Source organism: Kribbella yunnanensis, assembly GCF_039529655.1.
Taxonomy (GTDB): domain Bacteria; phylum Actinomycetota; class Actinomycetes; order Propionibacteriales; family Kribbellaceae; genus Kribbella; species Kribbella yunnanensis.
The window spans coordinates 96,910-119,764 of the sequence record NZ_BAAANF010000033.1; the positions used below are offsets into that span (position 1 = coordinate 96,910).

Annotated in this window: 19 protein-coding genes; 8 read left to right on the top strand and 11 right to left on the bottom strand. The window is 67.6% G+C overall.

All coding sequences use genetic code 11. The annotated features are described in order from the left end of the window. Position 1 precedes the first annotated feature (1 nt). Positions 2-3,943: a LamG-like jellyroll fold domain-containing protein gene (locus tag ABD231_RS40565; protein ID WP_344165325.1), complete on the bottom strand. Its 3,942-nt coding sequence runs from the start codon at positions 3,941-3,943 to the stop codon at positions 2-4. 175 nt (positions 3,944-4,118) lie between these two features. Between ABD231_RS40565 and ABD231_RS40570 the strand changes: the two genes are divergently transcribed. Further along, positions 4,119-4,631 (top strand): DinB family protein, encoded by a 513-nt coding sequence (locus tag ABD231_RS40570; RefSeq protein WP_344165327.1) that lies wholly within the window; start codon positions 4,119-4,121, stop codon positions 4,629-4,631. Here ABD231_RS40570 and ABD231_RS40575 read toward each other — a convergent pair. From ABD231_RS40575 to ABD231_RS40605, 7 genes are all read right to left on the bottom strand, one after another. Next, positions 4,610-5,239: a response regulator gene (locus ABD231_RS40575; RefSeq protein WP_344165330.1), complete on the bottom strand. Its 630-nt coding sequence runs from the start codon at positions 5,237-5,239 to the stop codon at positions 4,610-4,612. The two genes, ABD231_RS40570 and ABD231_RS40575, sit on opposite strands and share 22 nt — an antisense overlap. After that, positions 5,236-6,378: a sensor histidine kinase gene (locus tag ABD231_RS40580; RefSeq protein ID WP_344165333.1), complete on the bottom strand. Its 1,143-nt coding sequence runs from the start codon at positions 6,376-6,378 to the stop codon at positions 5,236-5,238. The genes ABD231_RS40575 and ABD231_RS40580 overlap by 4 nt, the downstream gene beginning before the upstream one ends. Before the next feature lie 7 nt (positions 6,379-6,385). Then, positions 6,386-6,874, bottom strand: coding sequence for a hypothetical protein (locus tag ABD231_RS40585; RefSeq protein WP_344165336.1), 489 nt, complete (start codon positions 6,872-6,874; stop codon positions 6,386-6,388). A gap of 117 nt (positions 6,875-6,991) precedes the next feature. Next, the gene (locus tag ABD231_RS40590; protein ID WP_344165339.1) at positions 6,992-7,423 is read right to left on the bottom strand and encodes a hypothetical protein; all 432 of its coding nucleotides are present in this window, start codon (positions 7,421-7,423) and stop codon (positions 6,992-6,994) included. A 42-nt stretch (positions 7,424-7,465) separates the two neighbouring features. Beyond that, a complete protein-coding gene (locus ABD231_RS40595) occupies positions 7,466-9,064 on the bottom strand; it encodes an ABC-F family ATP-binding cassette domain-containing protein (RefSeq protein WP_344165342.1) in 1,599 nt (532 codons plus the stop codon). Positions 9,065-9,457: 393 nt separating this feature from the next. Further along, positions 9,458-10,867 carry an ATP-binding protein gene (locus tag ABD231_RS40600; protein WP_344165345.1) on the bottom strand — a complete coding sequence of 470 codons (1,410 nt, stop codon included), beginning with the start codon at positions 10,865-10,867 and terminating at the stop codon, positions 9,458-9,460. 1 nt (position 10,868) lies between these two features. After that, on the bottom strand, positions 10,869-11,552 hold the full coding sequence (locus tag ABD231_RS40605) for a response regulator (protein ID WP_344165348.1): 684 nt from the start codon (positions 11,550-11,552) through the stop codon (positions 10,869-10,871). A gap of 165 nt (positions 11,553-11,717) precedes the next feature. Here ABD231_RS40605 and ABD231_RS40610 point away from each other — a divergent pair, with 165 nt between their 5' ends. Genes ABD231_RS40610 through ABD231_RS40630 form a run of 5 tightly spaced genes read left to right on the top strand, consistent with a single transcriptional unit; the run spans position 11,718 to position 17,393 of the window. Continuing rightward, entirely contained in the window at positions 11,718-13,511 is a 1,794-nt protein-coding gene (locus ABD231_RS40610; RefSeq protein WP_344165350.1) for an ABC transporter substrate-binding protein, read from the top strand. 4 nt (positions 13,512-13,515) lie between these two features. Next, positions 13,516-14,490, top strand: a complete 975-nt coding sequence (locus ABD231_RS40615) for an ABC transporter ATP-binding protein (protein WP_344165352.1) — start codon at positions 13,516-13,518, stop codon at positions 14,488-14,490. Next, positions 14,487-15,500, top strand: coding sequence for an ABC transporter ATP-binding protein (locus ABD231_RS40620; protein WP_344165355.1), 1,014 nt, complete (start codon positions 14,487-14,489; stop codon positions 15,498-15,500). The genes ABD231_RS40615 and ABD231_RS40620 overlap by 4 nt, the downstream gene beginning before the upstream one ends. After that, a complete protein-coding gene (locus ABD231_RS40625; RefSeq protein ID WP_344165358.1) occupies positions 15,497-16,423 on the top strand; it encodes an ABC transporter permease in 927 nt (308 codons plus the stop codon). The genes ABD231_RS40620 and ABD231_RS40625 overlap by 4 nt, the downstream gene beginning before the upstream one ends. Positions 16,424-16,433: 10 nt before the next feature. Next, positions 16,434-17,393, top strand: a complete 960-nt coding sequence (locus ABD231_RS40630) for an ABC transporter permease (RefSeq protein ID WP_344165361.1) — start codon at positions 16,434-16,436, stop codon at positions 17,391-17,393. 49 nt (positions 17,394-17,442) lie between these two features. Here the strand turns inward: ABD231_RS40630 and ABD231_RS40635 are convergent, their stop codons facing one another. Further along, positions 17,443-17,694, bottom strand: coding sequence for a BTAD domain-containing putative transcriptional regulator (locus ABD231_RS40635; protein ID WP_344165364.1), 252 nt, complete (start codon positions 17,692-17,694; stop codon positions 17,443-17,445). Positions 17,695-17,716: 22 nt separating this feature from the next. On the opposite strand from ABD231_RS40635, the gene ABD231_RS40640 reads away from it, so the two are divergent. Continuing rightward, the gene (locus tag ABD231_RS40640; protein WP_344165367.1) at positions 17,717-18,715 is read left to right on the top strand and encodes a 2-dehydropantoate 2-reductase; all 999 of its coding nucleotides are present in this window, start codon (positions 17,717-17,719) and stop codon (positions 18,713-18,715) included. On the opposite strand, the gene ABD231_RS40645 is transcribed toward ABD231_RS40640, so the two are convergent. Further along, the gene (locus tag ABD231_RS40645) at positions 18,692-19,588 is read right to left on the bottom strand and encodes a GNAT family N-acetyltransferase (protein WP_344165370.1); all 897 of its coding nucleotides are present in this window, start codon (positions 19,586-19,588) and stop codon (positions 18,692-18,694) included. The genes ABD231_RS40640 and ABD231_RS40645 overlap by 24 nt on opposite strands. A gap of 13 nt (positions 19,589-19,601) precedes the next feature. Beyond that, entirely contained in the window at positions 19,602-20,168 is a 567-nt protein-coding gene (gene idi / locus ABD231_RS40650; RefSeq protein ID WP_344165373.1) for an isopentenyl-diphosphate Delta-isomerase, read from the bottom strand. A 209-nt stretch (positions 20,169-20,377) separates the two neighbouring features. Between idi and tyrS the strand changes: the two genes are divergently transcribed. After that, on the top strand, positions 20,378-21,583 hold the full coding sequence (tyrS, locus tag ABD231_RS40655; RefSeq protein ID WP_344165376.1) for a tyrosine--tRNA ligase: 1,206 nt from the start codon (positions 20,378-20,380) through the stop codon (positions 21,581-21,583). The last annotated feature ends 1,272 nt before the right edge of the window (positions 21,584-22,855 follow it).

Here is a 22,855-nt window from a genome sequence, read left to right on the forward strand (position 1 = left end):
GTCAACTCACCACCGTCTCGTTGGTGCCGAACATGTTCTTGACGGCTTTGGCAGACACCGTGCTGTGCCAGACCACGACGTCGTCCACCCGGCCCTTCAAGTAGTGCGAAGGTGACCCGGTGGTTGTGTCATGGGCACCGATCGCCAGCGGTCCCGCGGACTTCCACGGGCTGGCCGGGCCGGTGGTGCCGCCGACCTCATCGCCGTTGACGTACAGCCGCATGGCCTTGGTGCGCAGGTTGAAGCTGCCGACGACGAAGTACCAGGTGCCGACCGTCGGCGCCGGACCGCCACTCGTCCAATGAGTCGTGCTGTCGGCGACGTCCTGCACTGCCATACCGAACTCAAAGCGCTGGTACGTCGGGCTGTATCGCAGCCGGAGCGCGGTGTTGTTCGCACCGCCCGCCGCCACGATGGTCTGGTGCACATCGAGCGCGTCGAGTCGCACCCAGGCTCCGACGGTGAACGACTCGTCGGTGTTGACCACCGGCGCGGTCGTCGCCGCGTAGTTCGTGCCGTCCAACTCGAGAGCGCTGTCCGGGTTGTCCCAAAAGCCGTCATTATAGCGCGGTGTGCCGGTGAAGGTCAGATTGCGGCCCTTCCCGGACTCATCGACGCCTGTCTCCTCCAGCGCCCACCACGAGGCAACCTCCGCGGGCGCGGATTCCTTCAGCGAGTACGTCGGCTTGACCCCACGCCACACCTGGACGTCGTGGATCAAGCCCTTGAAGAAGTCACCCGTCTTGTGGCAACCGACGGTCAGCGGTGCATCCGCGCGACCGGGCAGACCACGGGTCCAGATTTCGCCATCGCGGCCGTCGACACTGGCCGTCCATTTCGCATTGCCGTGGTACTGGAACTCGACGTACTGCCAGCCGACCTTCGGTGCGATGTACATACCTCCCGCCGACCGAGTGCCCATGCTCGACAGGCCGATCTGGGACAGCGATCCCAGCTCCCACCTGCCTTCGGCGGTGATCATCATCGCGAAACCGTCTCCGGCGGAGTCCGCCTGGGAGAACAGCACCTGGCGTCCGCCCTTGACCTGCTCGGGTTTCACCCAGGCACCGATACCGAACGGCGTGTCCGACGGAACGATCGGCGTACTCGTCGTGGCGCACGACTGACCGTCGAGAACCAGCGCGCCATCCGGGCGACCGAACGGGTCGAAGGACTGTTCGGCCGAAGCCGGCAGGGTCAGATCGCGACCGAATCCGCTGGAGTCCGTGCCGTCGCCGCGAAGGTCCCAGTGCGCGATCTCGCCGTACGGGAGTTTCGCCCCGGCCGTGATCTCGGCCGGGGTCATCAGGCCTTGCCAGACGCCCACGTTGTCCACCGCACCGGTGAACGCGTGCGACGCGCCGCCGCTCGAGGTAGGCAGGCAGCCGAGGCTGAAGAAGCCGGTAGCGTTCCACGGCGTGAAGCTCACGGCGCGCTCTCCGGCGAGGGTGCCGTTGAAGTAGATCCGCTGCAGTCCGGCATCCGGATCGTACGTCGCGACGATGCGCAACCACTTGCCGAGGGCAACCGGGTTCGCGACGGTGATGCTCTTCCACCCGTAGGTGTCGCCGGGTGCATCGACCAGCGAGAAGGACCAAGTGTCGTCCACCCCGTTGTGCTGGATCTGGTACATCGAGTGACTCGTGTTGCCCTGGGCAAGCACCTTGGTGTACCCGGTGGCGTTCATCGCGTCCATCCGGACCGACAGGGCAACGCTGAACGCGGCGTCCGTGCGGATCGCGGTCGGCGCCTTGAGGCAGTCGTTGCCGTCGAACTCGACCGCGGAGTTGGTGGGATCGACGGTGTCGGTCACGAACGCCGGGTCGCCGGTGAGCACGGTCATGTCCTTACCGTGGCTCGTGTCGTCGACCAGATCACTGCCGAGCGGCCAGGCGGCCATCGGCGTCTTCGGGATGTTGCGGCCCGCGAAGAACGTGAACACGCGCTGCTTCGACTTGTTGCCGGCATTGTCCACCGAGCGGACGTACAGGACGTGCCGGCCAGCGGTGACCGCCGCGCGCGGGATGGTCGCCGTACCGGTCGAGGCGATCTTCTGGTCAAACGTGTCGGTGTTCCACGAGTACTCGAAGCGGTTCAGGCCCGAGCGGGATCCGTTGACGGTGGGGTCATTCGCCGATACCGCGAGATTGACGGTCGATCCTTCGGTGACGGCCCCCGTCGGTCCGGTCACAGCAGGAACGGTCGGCGTGGTGGCGTCCACCCGGAAGTAGCAGTAGTTCGTGTAGCCCGAGTTCACGGCCTCGCTCTGCCGCGAGTCGCTGCGCGCCTGCCACTTGTACGGTCCGTCGGGGAGCGACGTCGTACTCTTCTTGGACTGCGGGGACGCAGCGACCGGGGCCGGTGTGCGGTAGTAGTGGAAGTTGGTCTCCGAAGAGGACTTGCGCACCCGGAATCGCCAGTACACCGAGTCCGACTCCGAGGTCCGCACGCGGGACGCGAAGGTCGGGAAGCGCTCGTTGATCCACGGCGAGCCGGATTCGGTCGGGTCGCAGCCGCTGCCGTCGACGGTCAGCCGGTCCGGGTGCGGCGGGTAGATGTAGTACGTGACGTGCAGCTTGACGCTTGAGGTCTTGATCCGGCGCCAAGCGTCCCGGGACGACTCGTTGGACGACCGCAGACCGAAGGTGATCGTGGAGTCCTTGTGGGCAGCCGCCGACTGGACCCGCTTCTTGACATTCGAGCCGTCGAACTCGACCCATTCGTCGGACTTGCCGGAGCAGCCGGTCGTGTTCGACGAAGGCACGGTCTTGGATTGCAACGGAGCGCCGTACCACCAGTTGACGTTCTTCCAGGAGGTCCCGTTCGAGATCTCGCCGGTGCGCCACAGCTGGAGGCCCTGGTCACCGCAACCGCCGGTGTGCGTCTGGAGCATGTTGACGCTGGCTGAAGCGATGTACTTCCCCTTCAGCTTTCCGATGTCGAGCTTGATCGCCGAGCGCCACAGACCGCAGCCGTCACCACAGGTGCTCCAGGTGTCGTTGCCGACCCGCATACCACCGGATCGCGGCCAGCTGCTGTCTCCCGTCCAGCCCTGGCTCGGGCGACCCTGGAACACGTTCGCCCACGCCTTGCGCGTCGACGTGAACGGCGGGTCGATGTACAACGGGAACTTCAGCGTCCGGTCCGCCAGCATCTTCGTGTCCGGAACCAGGGTGAGACCCGTCGCGGTCTTCTGTACGTCGACATCGCCGATCCGAGCGGGGTCGGCCGCCGTCTGCTTCCGCGCTCCAGCCGGTGTGGAGTCCCACATGATGCCCTGGCCGGCCTCGAAGATGACGTCACCATCAGCATCCAGTACGTCGATCCGCCCCGACTCAGGGTCTTCTCGCACGGTCAGCCCGGTGGTGGTGATGCCGACCCGGATCGTTTCCAGCTCCGGGTTCTCGGCCGCCTCGGGGGTCTTCACCACGAGCACCCAAGAGAAGCCGACGGCCTCGGCCTGCACGGCGAGGTCTACATCCGGAAGCACATTCGGGAAGGTCGCCACCGCGCCGCTGATCACCGGCTTGGGCAGCGGGCCCTTCGGCCAAGTCAGCGACAGTACGCCGCCGTCCGGGTCGGTGGCGGTCACGAATGGCGCCGTACCGCCGGCGCCGGTCTCGATGCGGATGACCGTCGCGGCCGCCTGCGCGGACCCGTCCGGTCGCGCGGCGAGCGTCGGGTCGATGTCGACCCACGCGCCCGCGGAGTTCTGCACCCAGTACGGCTCAACCGCGATCTGGGTGTCGAGCACACCGGCCGGCGTTGCGAACGCCTGCCGATCGATATCGCGCAACGACAGCACCTCGACGTTGCGGTTGCAGGCGAGCGCGAGCTGGTACGCCTCGAACTCGTCCGGAGCGGTGGGATCGCCGTTGAAGGTGGGACACGTGCGCGGCGGGAGCTCGCCGTCCGGCGGCTCATCCGCCGCCTGGGCGGTCATCGCGGTAGTGGCCAGCAGAGCTAGGGCCGTGAGCAAAGTGGTGGTCAGACGTCTCAGTGGCGGGTGACCGAACATAGAAGCCTCACAAATAGGCGGGCACGCGGTGTGAACTCACCGCTGGGCGCTGCCACCGTAAATTTCCACCGCCTCAGGTTTCTTGAGCGAAACTTGAGCGGTGACTTATCCCAGTACGACCGCGGACGAGCGCGACGCCCTCGAACAGTTCCTCGACTTCCACCGGGACCGCGTATTGAAGGCCCTCGACCAGGTGTCGGACACCGAGGCGGCCACCCGGGTCCTCGGCGCCACCGACATGACCGTCGGCGGGATCATCAAGCACCTGGCGGCCGTGGAAGACCTGTGGTTCCACCGCAAACTGCTCGACGTACCGAGCTCTGAGCCGTGGCGGTCAGCACCCTTCGACCAGGACCCCGACTGGGAGTGGCACTCGGCGGCTGAGCAGACCGTGGCCGAGCTACGGAAGCTGTACGTCGATGCGTGCGCGACCAGTCGCGCAGTGGCGGGGCGGATCAGTTCGCTGGACGAGCAGGCGAAGCGGGCGTCGTTCGGGGAGCAGTTTGTGACCCTGCGGTGGGTCTACCTGCACATGATCGAGGAGACCGCGCAGCATCGCGGGCATCTCGATCTGCTGCTCGACGCGATTCGTCAGGCGAGACCGAGCCGGTAGGCGTAGGCGACGGCCTGGGCTCGGTCACGGAGGTTGGCCTTGGCGAACAGGTGGTTGATGTGGGTCTTCACCGTCGCCTCGCTGACGACCAGATGCCGGGCGATCTCGGTGTTGGACAGACCTTCGGCGATCAGGCGCAGTACGTCGAGCTCGCGCGGGGTGAGACCGGTGTCGACCGGTTTCGGGGCCGCGGTGGCGCCTTCGATCAGGCGGCGCTGGACGTCTGCGTCGAGGATGGACTGACCTGCGGCCGCGGCTTCGAGGGCACGGCCGATCGCTTCGGCATCGGCGTCCTTGGTGAGGAAGCCGCGGGCACCCGCGCGCAGGGCGGACAGCACCGAGTCGTCATCGCTGTAGGTCGAGAGTACGACGACCTCGGTCTGCGGATACTCCGCGCGGACCTGGCGGGTCGCTTCGACACCGTCGACGTTCGGCATCCGCAGGTCGACGAGCAACACGTCCGGGTTGTGCTCGGCCACCAACTGGACCGCTTCGGCGCCGTCGGCGGCGGCCGCGACCACGTCGATACCGGGCAGCAGCTTCAGCAACGTCACCAGGCCGTCGCGAACCACCCGCTGATCGTCGGCAACCACGACCCGCACACTCATCCCGGCACCTTCAGCTCGACGCGCCAACCCTCCGCGGTAGGCCCGGCCACCAGCGAACCACCCAGCAACTCGGCCCGTTCCCGCATCCCGACCAGACCATAACCGCCCGGCGCGGCGCGATCCGGCCGCCGCCCCGGGCGGTCCTGCACGGTGAGCCGGACATCTTCGCCGTACTCCACCGTCGCCACCACCGGCGCGCCCACCGCGTGTTTGCGCGTATTGGCGAGGGCCTCCTGGAGCGTCCGGTACAGCGCGGTCATCACCTCGGCAGGCAGCTCCCGCGGCGTACCGACGATCTCGAAATCTGCGGTGCCGCTGTCCAGCCGGTACGCCGTGACGAGGTCGGCGAGCGCTCGTTCGTCGGGGACCGCATCCTCCCGCAGCGCCGCGACCGCCCGCCGCGCCTCGGCCAATCCTTCGGCCGCGAGCCCTTGCGCCCGCGTCACCTGCTCGATCGCCTCCGCCGACGCACCGTCGCGAACCAGCATCAACCGCGCGCCCTGCAGGTTCAGCGACAGCCCCGCCAGTGAATGCGCCAGTACGTCGTGTACGTCGCGCGCAATCCGCGCCCGCTCGGCCAATGCCGCCGCGCGACCGTGTTCCTCGAGCGCCGTCTGTTTGCGGGCGAGCGAGACCTCGCGTTCCTCCAACTGGACCTCGCGATTGCGGCGGTTGGTCGACGCGAGGACCAGCGCGGCCATGCCGAAGACGGCCCCGAACGCCACGCCGAGGGAATCCGTGGACAGATACAGCGGAAGACTTGCGCCGAGCGTGGCGATGCCGACGACGACCCACTCCGCGGGACCGGCACGGTGATAGCGAACCGCCATGCGGGCGGCCCAGTACGGCAGAGCGATCAGTGCGCTCGACGGCAGCCCGAACCACAGCAACGAGCCGGCGATCGCAAAAGCCAGCAGCGCGATCGCCCGGCGCCCGATCGGCTCACCGTCCTGCAGGAAGAGCAGCCAGCCGTTGCTGACGACAACGATCGCCGCGAGCGCGATGAGCACCGGGAAAGGCAGCCGACGCACGTCGTCGGCCGTGACGACCGTGAACACGACGAGCACGCTGGGCAGTGCCCGCAACACCATGCCGGGTCCGGCGGAGCGCCGTACCCGGTCCTGGAGTGTCAGTTCCACGGTCTCATCATGCCCGCTGAGCTACCAGTGGGATGTGCAACTGCTGGGCCCGGCGGTAGATCATCGCGCTCTGAGCCGCGATCGTGACGCCGATGGTGAAGACCAGCGAGGCCTCGCTCACTGCGTTGTGCGGCCAGATCGCCTGCGAGACCACCGCACCGCCGATCCGGATCCCGATCGTCAGCAGCCACAACAGGAGCGTCGTACCGGTGCCCTTCTGCCAGAGTCCGTCCGGGGTGCTGGTGAGTCGCAGGCTGGCGCCGCGGGCGACGCCGAAGCCGACCAGGACCACGCAGTCGAGCAGGAGGAAGGCGACCTCACCAGGCGACGCCTGGCCGAGGACCGGCCACAGCGTGAGCAGTCCGATGGTGAGCAGGACGCCCGGCATCAAGAACAACGAGCGCTGCGAGACCAGCGAGCCGGTGAGCTGCCGCCCGACCACCCGCACCAGCACGAAGCCCGCCACCAAGATCGCCAGCAGAACGTGGGCCGACATTTCAAGGTCCTTTCCGAGGAGTTTTCGTTGTCTCCAATCTCCTCGGAAAGAACCTGGGTGACGTCAGCCCGCAGTTCGCTCCCGGGTGGAACCTCGGCCTCAACCCCGGGGTTGAGGTCAGGGCGTGAACTTGAAGGGAGCCGTGACCTTCCTGGCGCAGACCGTGTCAGCGGCCTCGTCGGTCGACTGCAGGTACCAGACCCGGGCCCGGTAACTGGTCCAGGTCGGGCCCTCCCGGCTGTTCATCGACTCCGGGCCGAGAGCGTTCCGGGCGTTCAGGTGGGCGATGCCGTTGGAGTCGGTTTCGGCGAGTCCGAGGACCAGGCCCTCCGAGCCCAGCCCAGCGAATTCCACCTTGACGCCGGCGACCGGCTTGCCGTCCTTGGTCAGGCGTGCGCTGAGTGACAGGTCGACGGTCGGCTTCCCGTGGCCGACGATCGTCACCGGCTCCACCGACAGTTCTGCGCCGCACCCCAGGCCGCAGCCGGACAGGGCGGTTGGCGACGCCAGCACCAAGGCCAGCGCCGCCAGTCCCGAACGATTCCTCACGGGCCGAAGCTATCCGAGCATCAGGCCAATCTCAGGCCACTCTCAGGCCAACGAGACCAAGGAAAGGTAGTCGTCGGACCACAGATCCTCGTCGGCGTCGGGCAGGATCAGGACCCGGTCCGGGCGCAGTGCCTCGATGGCACCCTCGTCGTGGGTGACCATGACGATCGCGCCCGGGTAGCTGCCGACCGCGCCGAGGACCTCGTCGCGGGAGGCAGGGTCCAGGTTGTTGGTCGGCTCGTCGAGCAGGAGCACATTGGCGCCGGAGTGAACCAGGCCGGCCAGGGCCAGCCGGGTCTTCTCGCCGCCGGACAGTACGCCGGCCGGCTTGTCCACGTCGTCGCCACTGAACAGGAACGAGCCGAGCACATTCCGGACCTCACCGTCGGTCAGACCGGGCGCAACCGCCGCCAGGTTCTGCCGGACCGTCCCTGCCAGGTCCAGGGTGTCGTGCTCCTGCGCGAAGTACCCGAGCCTCAGACCATGACCCGGTACGACGCGACCCGCGTCCGCCTCTTCCCGACCAGCGAGCAGCCGCAACAGGGTGGTCTTGCCTGCGCCGTTGAGGCCCAGTACGACGACTCTGCTGCCGCGGTCGATCGCCAGGTCGACACCGTCGAGTACCTGCAGACCGCCGTACGCCTTCTTGAGGCCTTGAGCGGTCAGCGGCGTCTTGCCGGACGGTGCAGGTTCGGGCAGCCGGATCTTGGCTACTCGATCGGTACGGCGTGCAGGTTCGAGTCCGGACAGGAGTTTGTCGGCCCGGCGCGCCATGTTGCGCGCGGCAACGGTCGTGTTCGCCCCGGCCATCATCTTGCGCGACTGGGCATGCAGGATCGCCGCCTTGCGCTCGGCCGTGTTCCGCTCCCGGGTCCGGCGGCGTTCGTCGAGCTCGAGCTGCTGGAGGTACTTGTTCCAGCCGGTGTTGTGCACGTCGATCGTGATCCGCTGCGGGTCCAGGTGGAACACGCGGTTAACCGTTGCCTTGAGCAACTCCCGGTCGTGACTGATCACGATCAGCCCACCCGGGTACCCGAGCAGGAACGACCGCAACCACACCACCGAGTCGGCGTCCAGGTGGTTGGTCGGCTCATCGAGCAGCAGCGTCTCATGCTGCGCGAACAGGATCCGCGCCAACTCAACCCGCCGCCGCTGCCCACCGGACAACTCCCCCACCGGCTGCTCCAACGCCCGCACCGGCATCCCAACACCCCCGGCCAACCGAGCCGCCTCAGCCTCCGCGGCGTAACCGCCGCCCGCCTGAAACCGCGTCTCGGCTCGTGCGTACGCCGCCATCGCGCGCTCCTGGGCGGCACCAGTCGCCGTACTCATGGCCGCTTCGGCCTTCCGCAGGTCACGGATCGCCGTGTCGAGGTCACGAGCGGACAGGATCCGATCGGTGACCGTCGTACCGGGGTCGGCCGCGCGAGGGTCCTGCGGCAGGTAGCCGACAGAACCGGCAACCGTGACTGTCCCCGCCGCGGGGCGCTCTTCCCCCGCAAGCGTCCTCAACAACGTGGTCTTGCCGGCGCCATTACGCCCGACAAGCCCGACCCGATCCCCCGGGCCGACATGAAACGAAAGGTCGGACAGCAACAAACGAGCGCCGACGCGAAGATCTACACCACTGACGGTGATCATGACTATAACTCTCTGTGAAGGCATACGGACACACTTCGGGTACGGAAGCGGGTCGCACACCTAGACACAGAGGCAAGTAGCCATGCCCCCACCATAACGACCCGCCCACCCCCCGTCACCCGAATAACCGCCCACCACGCAGCACCCTCCCTCCCGCACCCCGCGCCTCACCCCGCGCTCCCCGCCCCGCACCCCGCGCCCCGCGGCCCCGCCCCTCGCGCCTAGCGCCCAAAGAGCAGCCGACCCACCCTTGTGCACGAATCGCATCTTTGTGCACCCACCAACCACCCAGAGCCCGCCGAAATGGTCGGTGGGTTCTCAAAGTGGAGGGTCGTGCACAAAGAGCAGCCGACCCACCTTTGCGCGGGGAGCGCGGGGGTGCGGGCGTGGGGGTTATTTGGCGGGGAGTTCGATGGCGAAGCGGGCGCCGTTGGTGGGGCTGGTGGCTACTTGGATGGTGCCTTGGTGCCACATGACGTGGCGGGCGACTATGGCCAGGCCTAGGCCTACGCCGCGGCCTCGGCCGCTGGTTTCGCCTCGGCCGAAGCGTTCGAAGATGCGGTCCCGGTCTTCGGGGGCGATGCCGGGGCCGGCGTCGTCGACGGTGATGATGACGCCTAGGCCGCCGGGGGCTACGGTGACGCCTTTGCAGCCGCCGGCGTGGTCTTCGGCGTTTTCGACGAGGTTGGCGATGACTCGTTCGAGGCGGCGTTTGTCGGCTTGCATGACGAGGAATTCGGCGCGTGGTTCGACGGTGGTGATGGGGCGGCCGGCGGCGGCGTCGGCGGCGGCGCGGACGAGGTCGGCGATGCGGACGATCTCGCGGCTGCCGCGGTCGCCGCCGTCGTCGCGGGAGATCTCGAGGAGGTCGATGACCAGGCGGCGGAAGCGGTCGAGGTCGTCGCCCAGGAGGTCGACTGGTTCGCGGACGGCTTCGGGGAGTTCGGCGCGGTGGTTCTGGATGAGTTGCATCGAGTTGAGCATGGTCATCAGCGGGGTGCGGAGTTCGTGGCTGACGTCGCCGGCGAAGCGGGCGTCGGCGGCGACTCGGCGTTCCAGGTTGGCGGCGGTCTGGTTGAAGGAGCGGGCGATACCGCCGAGGTCGCGGTCCTGCTCGGCGTCCAGGCGGGCGTCCAGGCGGCCGCGGGCGACGGCGTCGGCGACCTTGGTCAGCTCGGCCAACGGACGAAGCGCGAGCGTGCTGGCCAGCCGGCCGACCGCTAGGCCGACCAGCAGAGTCGCGATCGTCGCGGCGATCAGGGTGAGCCGCAGCGTCTGCAGGGTGTCGTCCAGTCCGGACAAGGGGTGCCACTCGAAGAGCGCATTCCCCGGTCGCTCCAGCGGTACGCCGACCGCGAGCACCCGCTGACCGCTCACGACGATCCGCTGGTCGGTCGCCGTCCCCAGTCGGGCCGACTGGATCAGGTTCTGCGGCAGGTCCTCGGGACGGCCGGTCAGCGAGTACCACTCGCCGTCGACGTAGACCATCGAGGCGGCCGAGTCGCTCGTCGGCAGGCTGTTCAGCACATCCATCGGCGTCACGCCCGGTCTCGGCTCCGCCGGAACGCACTCCACCCGCAGCCGGGCCGGCGTGCAGGGCGTCGAGGCGCCGTACAGACCGTAACGGAAGGCGGCCGCGTTGTCGGCGGTCTGGCTGATCGCGGACTCTCGGCGCTGTTCGGTCAGGTAGTCCGAGACGATGCTCCACGTGACGATCGCGAGCACCAGCGACAGCCCGAGCGCGAGCAGGCCGTAGGCGATCGTCACCCGCCCGCGCAGACTCGTGCTGCCCAGGAGCCGCAACTCAGCTCACCAATCGATAGCCGAGACCGCGGGCCGTCACGAGGTGCGTCGGGCTGGCCGGGTCGTGCTCGATCTTCAGCCGCAACCGCCGGATGTGTACGTCGACGATCCGGCTGTCCCCGAAGTACCCGTAGCCCCACACCTTGGACAGCAACTGCTCCCGCGACAGCACCCGACCCTCGGCCCCGGCCAGCTCGGCCAGCAGCTTGAACTCGGTCCGCGTCAGCGGCAGCACCGTGTCACCCCGCGTCACCTCGGCCCCCGGTACGTCGATGGTCAGATCACCCACGACCAGTACGTCGGGCTGCCGCGCGTTGGCGGGCTCGACCCGGCGCAGCAGGGCGCGGATCCGGGCCGACAGCTCCTTGGCGACCAGCGGCTTGGTCACGTAATCGTCCGCCCCGGCCTCCAGCCCGGCGACCACGTCGTGGCTGTCGGTCCGCGCGGTCACCATGATCACCGGTACGTCGCTGTTCCGCCGGATCTCGCGGCAGACGGCGAACCCGTCGCGGTCCGGCAGCATGATGTCGAGCAGGACCACGTCCGGTGGTTGCCGGCGCAGCGCCGCGAGCGCGTCGAACCCGTTGGCCGCCTCCGCGACCTCGTAGCCCTCGTCTTCCAGGGCGAGCCGCAGTACCCGGCGGATGCGGGGCTCGTCGTCGACCAGCAACAGGCTGTGTGCCACGGGACCAGTGTCGCTCACCAGCGGTCCGGACGGCGGTTACGGCTGTCATGAATCCGTCATGTTCGCCCCGGAGCCAGATGACAACTCCTTGACGCTTGGGTGATCGCCGTTCCGGCCGGGTCCGGAAGTCCTAATTTCAGGCCATCCAGTCCTGGAGGAGGACACATGGCACGAAAGAGGCTGGCGGCCCTATCCCTTGCCGCCGTGGCGAGCCTGTTGCTCGCCGCCTGCAGCAGCAACGGCGGATCGCCGACCGGATCCGGTGGCACCGCCGGTGCACCGGTCGCCGGTGGAACGCTGAACATGCTCGGCGCACAGGACGTCGACTACATGGATCCGAATATCAGCTACTACTCCGTCGGCTATCTGAGCTTACGCCTGTGGAGCCGCCAGCTGTTCACCTATCCGGCCGAACTCAACGGCAAGAACACCACGCCGGTCCCGGACATCGCGCCGGAGATCCCGACCACCGCGAACGGCGGGATCAGCGCGGACGGGAAGACGTACACGATCAAGATCCGTCCGGGCGTGAAGTGGGGGACGACACCGGCCCGCCAGGTCACCGCGGCCGATGTGGTCCGCGGCGTCAAGCGGACCGCGAACCCGGTCCAGCCCTTCGGCGGTACGCCGGACTTCGCCGACCTGATCGTGGGTTACCAGAAGTTCGCCGACGGATTCGCCAAGGCGCCGAAGACGGTCGCCGGGATCCAGGACTACATCGAGAAGACCCCGCTGCCCGGTGTCGAGGCGAAGGACGACAGCACGGTCGTCTTCCACCTCACCCAGCCGGCCAGCTACTTCGTCGACATGCTGACGCTGCCGGCCTTCTCGCCGGCTCCGGTCGAGTCGCTGAAGTACCTCCCGGCCAGCACCGAGCTCGGCAACAACTTCCCCGCCGACGGCCCGTACAAGGTCGACTCGTGGGTGCCGAGCAAGTCGATCACGTACTCCCGCAACCCCGCCTGGGATCCCGCCAGCGACCCGGTCCGCAAGGCGTACGTCGACAAGGTCGTGGTCACCCAAGGGCTGACCCAGGACTCGATCCAGCAGCAACTGCAGACCGGTACGCCGAATGCCGACATGGAGTTCGATGTCGCGCCACCGCCGTCGCAACTGCCGGCTTTGCAGGCCAAGAAGGATCCGAACCTGCAGATCGGTGACACCGCGGGCTCCAACCCGTACGTCATCTACAACACCGCCTCGCCGAACAACAACAAGGCGCTGGCGAACCCGAAGGTCCGGCAGGCGATCAGCTACGCGATCAACCGCGACCACGTCCTGCAGGTGCTCGGCGGCAAGACGCTCGCTCCCCCGCTCACCCACGTGCTCCCGGACGTGATCGTCGGTTCCAAGCAGATCGACCCGTACCCGTACGACCCGGACAAGGCCAAGCAACTGCTCGCCGAGGCCGGCTACCCGAACCTCACGCTGAAGTTCCTCTACCGCAACGCGGCCGAGGGCAGCAGCAAGGCGTTCCAGACGATCCAGCAGGACCTGTCGAAGGCCGGAATCACGGTGACCGGCGTACCGTCGCCGAACTCGGACTTCTACGTGAAGTATCTGCAGGTACCGACCGTGGCGCAGAAGGGTGTCTGGGACATGTCCCTGGCCGGCTGGGGCGCGGACTGGTACGGCAACGCGGCGCTGTCGTTCTTCAAGCCGCTGTTCTACGGCAAGGCGGCGTTCCCGCCGGTCGGCAGCAACTTCGGCCTGTACGACGACGCCGAGACCAACACGCTGATCCAGCAAGCCGCCAAGGCGCAGACCGAGGACGAGGCCGCCGAGCTGTGGGCCAAGGCCGACGCCCGGGTGATGGACCAGGCGCCGTTCTTCCCGCTCACCAACAACAAGCAGGCGAACTACCACGCCTCCCAGGTGCAGAACGCCGTCTACGTACCGTCCCTGCAGAACTTCGACCCAGCCAACGTCTGGCTCTCCAAGGACAAGCAGGGCGGCTGACCTCATGGCTCTGCTTGAAGTAAGAGACCTAAGGGTCTCCTTCGACACCGCGGACGGTACCGTCCGCGCCGTCCGGGGCCTGTCGTTCGATGTCGAGGCCGGACAGACCCTCGCGGTGGTGGGCGAGTCCGGCTCCGGCAAGAGCGTGTCCACGCAGACGGTCACCGGTCTGACCCGCGGTGCGACAGTGTCCGGTACGGCGTACTTCGACGGCACCGACCTGATCACCGCGGACCAGTCGACGCTCCGCCGTCTGCGGGGCGCCCGGATCGGGATGATCTTTCAGGACCCGTTGTCGAGCCTGCATCCGCACTACCGGATCGGCTGGCAGATCGTCGAGATGATCCGCGCGCACGACCACGAGATCAGCAAGCAGGATGCCCGGAAGCGGGCCGCCGAACTGCTCACGCTGGTCGGCATCCCGCGGGCCGAGGAACGGATCGACGACTATCCGCATCAGTTCTCCGGCGGGATGCGGCAGCGGGTGATGATCGCGATGGCGATGGCACTCGACCCGGCGCTGCTGATCGCGGACGAGCCGACCACCGCACTCGACGTGACCGTGCAGGCCCAGGTCCTGAACGTGATGCGACGCCTGCAACAGCAGTTCGGTACGGCGATCGTCCTGATCACCCACGATCTCGGCGTGGTCGCCGAGATGGCCGACGAGGTCGTGGTGATGTACGCCGGGACTGTGATGGAGCGGGCACCACGCCGGGACATCTTCTATCGCAACCACCACCCGTACACCCAGGGACTGCTCGCGTCACTGCCGGCGCGGAGCGGCGAACGGCTGACCCCGATCCCGGGCAGTCCGCCGAGTCTGATCAGCCTGCCGAAGGGCTGTCCGTTCGCGTCCCGCTGCCCGCACGTGTTCGACAAGTGCCGGACCGATGCACCGCCGTTGGCCGACATCGGGCCGCGGCACCAATCGGCCTGCTGGCTCCCGGTTCAGGCAAGCGAGGCGATCGCGTCATGAACGACGTACTGCTGAAGGTGGACAACGTTCGCAAGGAGTTCCCGACGCACTCAAAGGAGGTGGTCCGGGCAGTCGACGGTGTCTCGCTCGAGGTCTTCAAAGGCGAGACCCTTGGCCTGGTTGGCGAAACCGGCTGCGGCAAGTCGTCCTTGGCCCGTTGCATGGCTCATCTGTACGACGTGACGTCGGGCTCGGTGTCGTTTGAGGGTACCGAGATCAGCGCCCTGTCCCGGCGAGCGATGCGGCCGATCCGCCGGGAGATCCAGGTGATCTTCCAGGACCCGTACGGTTCGCTCAATCCACGCCGGCGGGTCGGATCGATCATCGGCGACCCGTTCGCCATCCACGGGATTGCCTCCGGCAACGAACGCAAGAAGAAGGTTCAGGAGCTGATGGAGCTCGTCGGCCTGAATCCCGAGCACTACAACAGGTTCCCGGCCGAGTTCTCCGGGGGCCAACGGCAACGAATCGGAGTCGCGCGCGCCCTTGCACTCCGCCCGAAGCTGATCATCTGCGACGAACCGGTCTCCGCGCTGGACGTGTCGATCCAGGCCCAGATCATCAACCTGCTGGCCGATCTCCAGCGGGAGCTGGACCTGACCTACGTGTTCATTTCGCACGACCTCTCCGTGGTCCGGCATGTGAGCGACCGGATCGCGGTCATGTACCTGGGCAGGATCGCCGAGCTGGCGCCGACGGACGAACTGTTCGGCCAGACCCGGCATCCGTATACCCGGGCCCTGCTGTCGGCGCTACCGGTCGCCGACCCGGACACCGCCGACAGCAGGGAGCAGATCATCCTCGGGGGCGACATCCCCGCCGCGACGAACCCGCCGGAGGGGTGCAGGTTCCACACGCGGTGCCCGAAGGCCCGGGCCGACTGTGCGTCGATCGAGCCGCCATTGGTCGCCGTACTGGAGGACACCGACGACCATCGGACGGCGTGCCTGCATCCGTTGACACTCGGCGAGGACCTGTCCACCGCCGTACCCGATTTGCAGGCGTCATGACGGCCACATTGGAGCTCGTCGACGTACTGGACGAGCCGAAGGCGATCGAGGGGCGCAGCCCGCTGGTACTGGCGTTGCGGCGGCTGCGGCGGGACAAGGTGGCGATGATCTCGCTCGTGGTGATCGTCCTGATCGTGCTGATGGCGGTGTTCGCGCCAGTCTTCGCCGCGATCACCGGGCATCCGCCGAACGAGCAGTACCGCGATATCGGTCTGACGCCGGAGGGGTTGCCGCGCGCGCCGAACGGCACCTTCTGGTTCGGCACCGACGACCTGGGCCGGGACATCCTGGTCCGGATCGCGTACGGCGCCAGGGTGTCGCTGCTGGTGGGGGTGTTCGCGACCGCGATCACGGTCGTGGTCGGCGTCGTACTGGGTCTTGCCGCGGGGTTCCTCGGGGGGATCACCGACACGATCTTGACGCGACTGATCGACGTGGTGCTGTCGGTCCCGTTCCTGCTGGTGGCGATCGCCCTGGTGTCCATCACCGGGCCGAGCCTGACCGTGACCGTGCTGGTGATCGGCTTCTTCAGCTGGGCGTCGGTGGCCCGGATCGTCCGCGGCCAGGTGCTGTCCCTGCGCGAACGCGAGTTCGTCGAGGCAGCCCGGTCGCTGGGGGCGAGTGACGGCCGGATCATGTTCGTCGACGTGCTGCCGAACGTGCTGGCACCGGTCATCGTCTACACGACCTTGCTGGTGCCGGTGGTGATCGTGACCCAGGCGACGTTGTCGTTCCTCGGACTCGGCCTGCCACCACCAACCGCCGACTGGGGCGGAATGATCAACTCGTCGCAGAACTACTACACGACGTCCTGGTGGTACATCCTCTTCCCCGGTCTGGCCCTGCTGATCACGACGCTCGCGTTCAACCTGTTCGGCGACGGCGTCCGGGACGCCTTCGACCCGCGCGCCGACCGGACGTAGGAGGCTTGTGATGGCTCGTTTTCTGCTCCGCCGCCTCGGGCACGGGGTGCTGGTGCTGTGGCTGATCTCGATGGCCATCTTCGCGCTGTTCTTCATTGCCCCCAGCAACGTTGCGCAGACGCTGGCCGGCCGCCAGGCCACCCCGGAGACGATCGCACTGATCCAGCACCGGCTCGGTCTCGACCTTCCGGTCTGGAAGCAGTACCTGAACTTCGTCACGAACGCCGTGCAGGGCGATCTCGGGTACGACTACTACCACCAGGTGCCGGTGACAACGATCATCGGACAGGCCTTACCGGTCACGTTGTCGCTGGCCCTCGGCGCCGCCGTACTGTGGCTGCTCCTCGGAGTCACGAACGGCGTCATCTCGGCGGTGCATCCGCGGTCGCTGGCCGATCGTGGACTGACGATGTTCGCGTTGTTCTTCTACTCGTTCCCGTCATTCCTGCTCGGTCTGCTGTTGCTGTACTTCCTGTACTTCAAGCTCACCCTGGCCGGTTTCGACTGGTTCCCGGCCGGTGGGTATACGCCGTTCACCGCCGGGCCGGGGGCCTGGCTCCAGCACCTGGTGTTGCCGTGGATCGCGCTCGCGTTGCTGCTGGCGGCGACGTACACGCGGTTGACGCGCGGCTCGATGCTCGACGTACTGGGCGAGGACTACATCCGTACGGCGCGGTCGAAGGGGATCCGGGAGAGTCGGGTGGTCGTCCGGCATGGGCTGCGCAGCGCGCTCACGCCGGTGGTCACGCAGTTCGGGATCGACCTCGGGCAGCTGGTCGGTGGTGTCGTGGTGACCGAGACCGTGTTCAGCCTTCCGGGCCTGGGCCAGACCGTGGTCACCGCGATCAACCGCCAGGATCTACCGGTGATCATCGGCATCGTGCTGTTCGCGTCGGCCGCGGTCGTGGTCGCGAACATCCTCGTCGATGTCGCTTACGCGTTCCTAGACCCGCGAGTCCGATTGCACTAGGGCGTGTCTCTCAATTCCGCGCAGTAGGCGGGGGATTGAGAGACACGCCCTAAAACAGGAGGGCCGTCGTCTGCGGGCTCGGGATGGACTGGACGGCGGCCAGGATCTCGGTGAGGGCGTCGTACTGGCGGACGGCGGCCGCGCGGTCGCCTTGGATGAGATGCAGCGAGATCAGCGCGCGGTGGGCAGCCTCGAGCAGCGGTTCGAGGCCCACAGCCTGCTGATACAAGGCGATGCTCTCCTCTACCCGCCCCTCGGTGGCCTTGGCCTCGGCCAACGCCAGCAGATCCCCCTCCGCCATCTCAACAGACTAACCTCCTGGGATGGCGATCGTCGTATATGGAGCTGGTGGAATCGGTTGTTATGTGGGCGGGCGGCTGGCGGCGAGCGGGAGCCCGGTGACGTTCGTCGGGCGGCCGCGGATGGCCGGCGAGCTGGCCACGCACGGGCTGCGGCTGACCGACTACCTGGGCGCGGAGCTGCGGGTCGAGCCTGGAGCGGTCCGGTACGAGACGACACCTGCGGCGGCGGCCGAGGCGGATCTGGTCCTGGTGACGGTGAAATCGGCCGCGACCGCGGCCGCCGCTGACGAGCTGGCCGGGGTGCTCAAGCCGGGTGCGGTGGTGGTGAGCTTTCAGAACGGGATCCGGAACGGCTCGACCCTGGCTCAGCGGTTGACCGAGCAGCGGGTCCTGACCGGGATGGTTCCGTTCAACGTGCTGAACAGCGGGGGCGGGCATTTTCATCAGGGCACGGAGGGCGCGCTCGATATCCAGCGGGACGCGGCACTGACGCCGTACGTCGGGGCTTTCGAGCAGGCTGGGTTGCCGCTGAAGCAGCACGACGACATCCTGCCGGTGCAGTGGGCGAAGCTGCTGCTGAATCTGAACAACCCGATCAACGCGCTGTCGGATGTGCCGCTGCGGGACGAGTTGTCGCAGCGGGCGTTCCGGCGGTGTTTGGCGGCGGCCCAGGCCGAGACGCTGGAGTTGCTCGCGGCGAAGGGGCTTGAGCCGGCGCAGATCCTGCGGGTGCCGATGCGACGGTTCCCGACCATTCTGCGGCTGCCGGACTTTCTGTTCCGGCGGCTGGCCGGGGCGATGCTGGCGATCGACCCGTTGGCCCGGACGTCGATGTGGGAGGACCTGCAAGCCGGCCGAACCACCGAGATCGACTACCTGAACGGCGAAGTCGTCCGCCTCGCCTCCGAACTCGGCCGGACCGCCCCCGTCAACGCTCGGTTGGTTGAGCTCATCCGCGCGGCAGAGGTCAACCGGCGAGCGTGGTCCGGAGCTGAGCTACTCCGGGAACTGCAGGGGTAGCGGGCCGCGGACGGTGATGCTGGTCAGGCCGTAGCGGAAGCCGAGGTGTTCGTTCAGCGCCCGCATGTTGGCGTTGCCCTCTTGGGTCCACGTGTAGATCTCGGTCAGCCCGTTCTCGGCGGCCCACGCGGCGCTCGTCCGCTTCAGCGTTGACGCAACCCCCTTGCCACGCCAGTCCCGCCGTACGGCGGTGTAACCGACCTCGGCGCGCTGCGGCTGATCGGGATCCGGGATCAGCCCGGCGAGCCCGATCACCTCGTCACCGTCGACGGCCAGGAACATCGCCGCCGGATCGTTGATCCACTCAGTGGCCCACTCCTCGGGCGACACCTGCATCGGCCAGGCCAGGTCCATGTCCGGGAACGTCGGCAGCGCGACCTGCTCATACGCCTGCGCCCACAGCTCCGGCCGCTCCGCCACCGACACGATCCGGTACTCCGTGGGTGCGGGCGGCCGCGGTTCGTCACCGATCGCGCGGAGCTGCTCGACCTGGCGCCCGGTCTCGGTGAACCCGAACCGCTGGGCGAACACGAACGATCCCTCGTCGTCGACACTGGTCCCGCCGAACTCGTAGCCCTGGGCAACGGCATGGTCGACCAGCGGCCGCAACATCGCCGTACCCACACCCTGACGGCGAGCTTCCGGACGAACACGTGCTGCGACAACAGCACGACCGGCCTCCGACGAGCGGTCGGCCATGCCGTGCCCGACGACCTTCCCGTCCACCTCGGCCAGGAGCAGCAAGCGCACCGGGCTCTCCAACTCACGCAGCTCCGCCACGCTCGGGCAGCGCTCGTACGGCATGGCCGCGATGCGCACTTCCCGCCAGGCCTCGTAGTCCGCGTCGGTCAGCACGGGCCGAATATCCACCATGCTGACGGTTCTATCAGGGACGGGCCGCCGGTGGCAGCAGGTTTTCGTCGGCGACCGCCCAATCGGCCGGCGCCGGGCCGAGCTGGTCGAGTTCGTCGAGCTGCAACTCGGCCCACGGCGACAGCCCCGGTACGGCGCGGATCTCGGACCACTCGATCCAGCGGTACGCCGCGACCTCGTCCGGAGCGGGTTCCGGGTCGCCGGACCAGCGGACCCGGTAGACCGGGCAGACCTCGTTCTCGACCATCCCGTTCGGCATCTCGGCGCGGTAGCGGAACTCGGGCAGCACGAGCTCGACCGTGCCGTCGCTGATCCCGAGCTCGTCGGACAGCCGCCGTACGACGGCGTCCTCGATCGGTTCACCGGGCAGCGGGTGCCCGCAGCAACTGTTCGTCCAGACACCGGGCCAGGTCGGTTTGCCGAACGCCCGCTGGGTGATCAGCACCCGGCCGCGGTCGTCCACGACATAACTGGAGAAGGCCAGATGTAAAGGGGTGTGGGCATGGTGAACCGTCGCCTTGGCCTCGGTCCCGATCGACCGGCCCTGCTCGTCCAGCAACACCACCAGCTCCTGCGTCACCCCACGAGGGTATGCGGATATCGCGCTGCGGGCCGAATGGGTGCGTGTTAGCGTGGTGCCGTGATCATGCGACGTGTGACGTATCGACCGGCTCTGGGAGGAGCCGGCGTTCGGTAGTACCCACCTCGCTCCATCCAGAGCCTCCTCTTCTGTTGCCGGAGGCGCTGTCGCTGGGTGTCTCCATTCATTCTTCTTCTTGGAGCACCCTCATGAACGATCCTTTGGCCGTGATCGGCCGATTACGCCGCACCACCGACGCGATCATCGGCGAAGCCGACCTGCGTGAACGCCTGGCTGCTGGTCGGCCGCTGCGGATCAAGTACGGCGTCGACCTGACCGCGCCGGACCTGCATCTCGGGCACGCGGTCAACCTCTGGATGATGCGCCAACTGCAGGACCTCGGCCACCAGGTCGTCTTCCTGCTCGGCGACCTCACCACCCGCGTCGGCGACCCGACCGGCCGCTCCGACACCCGCCCGGTGCTGACCCCTGAAGAGATCTCGGCGAACGCTTCGTCGTTCCTGGAGCAGGTTTCGTTGGTGCTTCGGACCGAACCTTCGGTCTTCGAGGTGCGGCGGAACTCGGAGTGGTACGACGGGATGCGGATCGCGGAACTGCTCGGGCTGTTCGGGCAGGTGACACAGGCGCAGCTGATGAGCCGGGACATGTTCCGGGCGCGGGTCGAGGCCGGGCGGGAGATCGGCGTACATGAGCTGGTGTACCCGGTGTTGCAGGGGTACAACAGTTTCGCGATGCGAAGTGATCTGACGATCGTGGGGTCGGATCAGCTGTTCAACGAGCAGCTGGGACGGCACTTCCAGCAGCGTCTGGGGATGGCGCCGCAGGTTGTCATCACCACGACGATCACGCCGGGTCTCGACGGGCGCGCCAAACAGTCGAAGTCCTTGAACAACTACATCGGTCTAACCGATACGCCGCGAGACAAATTCGGCAAGCTCATGAGCATCCCGGACGAACTGGTCGAGCCGTACGCCCACGTCTACACCGAACTCCCCCTCGAAACCGTCGCCGCCCTAGCCGCCTCAGCCGAAGCCGGCGGCCCCGCAGCCCGAGACGCCAAACTCCGCCTAGCCGCGGCCGTGGTCACGCGCTACCACGGCGCCGGAACCGCCCGCGCCGAGCTGCAGTCCTTCCAGCAAACCTTCACCCACCGAACCCAACCCACCAACATCCCCACTGTCGTCCTGGACCACCCCGTAACCACCGTCCTAGACCTCCTGGCCGCCGTCCGCCCCACCGAAACCCGCTCCCAACTCCGCCGCCTGATCCACCAAGGAGCAGTAACCATCAACAACACCCGAGCCACCGACCCCACCCACCCGGTCGACCCCGCAACCCCACTAGTAATCCGCTCCGGCCCCCGAACCTGGCACCAAATCCACCCCACCCCCTAACCAAACCCACCGCTCCCACGCACGGTGGCGTCGGTCGCGGGCGCACGGTGGCTTCACTCGCGACGCACGGTGGCTTCAGTCGCGGGGCTCGCCACCTGGGCCGAGGGGTTCCACCGAGTGTGAGGAGAATGTCGCAGGCAATCGATATCCAGCGACACGGTCCACCCACTCGACGGCCGACTCCTCACACTCGCACGGTGGCTTCAGTCGCGAGGCACGGCGGCTTCCCTCACGAGCGCACGGTGGCTTCGGTCGCGGGGTGCGGTGGGTTCAGTCGCGGGGCATGGACACGGGGGCCATCACAACTGCAGGGGGCGGAGGTGGTCACGCGGGGGCGGGAGGATTCCGGGCGATTGTGATGGCGTCTGGGTCCGCCTTCAGGCAAGTTGGTTATGGGGCTCCACCCGATCCGGTACGACGTTGAGCACGGGTCAGCCATGTATGCGGCCGGACGGTGGCTGAGGGGTGCTCAAGGTGCGGTGGTCGGTACGACGTTGAGCACGGGTCAGCCATGTGTGCGGACGGAAGGTGGTTGAGGGGTGCTCTAGGTGCGGTGGGCGGGGTGACGTTGAGCACGGTTCGACCGTTTCGGTGGGCATCAGATGGTTGGTGGGTGCTCAAGGTGAGTCCCTGTGAAGCCGCGCTCGGCGGCTCGCCGTTCTGGGCGGCCAGTTCGGGTGGCCTACTTTGGCGGTCGGGTGGGGTGGGGCGCGGAAGGACTCGGCCGGAGGCGTGGGCTGTAGCTGATCGGCGCTGCCGGCCGACTACAAGGACGGGTGGCTGGGCGCCGCGGTGGTTGCGGTGGATGGCGAGGCGGCGAAGTCGGCTTCACGTCGCCTGGGGTTGTCGGGCTGTGGTTGCTGTGCGGGAAGGAGACCGGCAACGGCGCGGTCCCATCCCCCTCAGCCATTCGTAACGTCCGACGATTCGGAGACCATGCCTGCAGGTCCTTCGGACGTTAGCCGGGAGCAGTGGCTCACGTCCGACGATTCGGAGAACGTGCCTGCAGGTCCTTCGGACGTTGGCCGGGAGCAGTGGTTCACGTCCGGCGATTCGGAGGACGCGCTTGCGGGTTCATCGGACGTTGCGGTGGGGCGGGATGGCGCAGAGGGGCGGGCGCCGCAGTACGGCGCGGCCCAGTTCCAGCGCTTGAGCAGGGGGCTTGCGGTCCGCCTCTCAGGTTGTCGGGGTTGCGGCGGAGGGCTCCGGTGCCGGGGTTGGGGTGGGCGTCGGCTCAGGGGTTGGGGTGGGGGTGAGTGTCGGGTGCGGGGT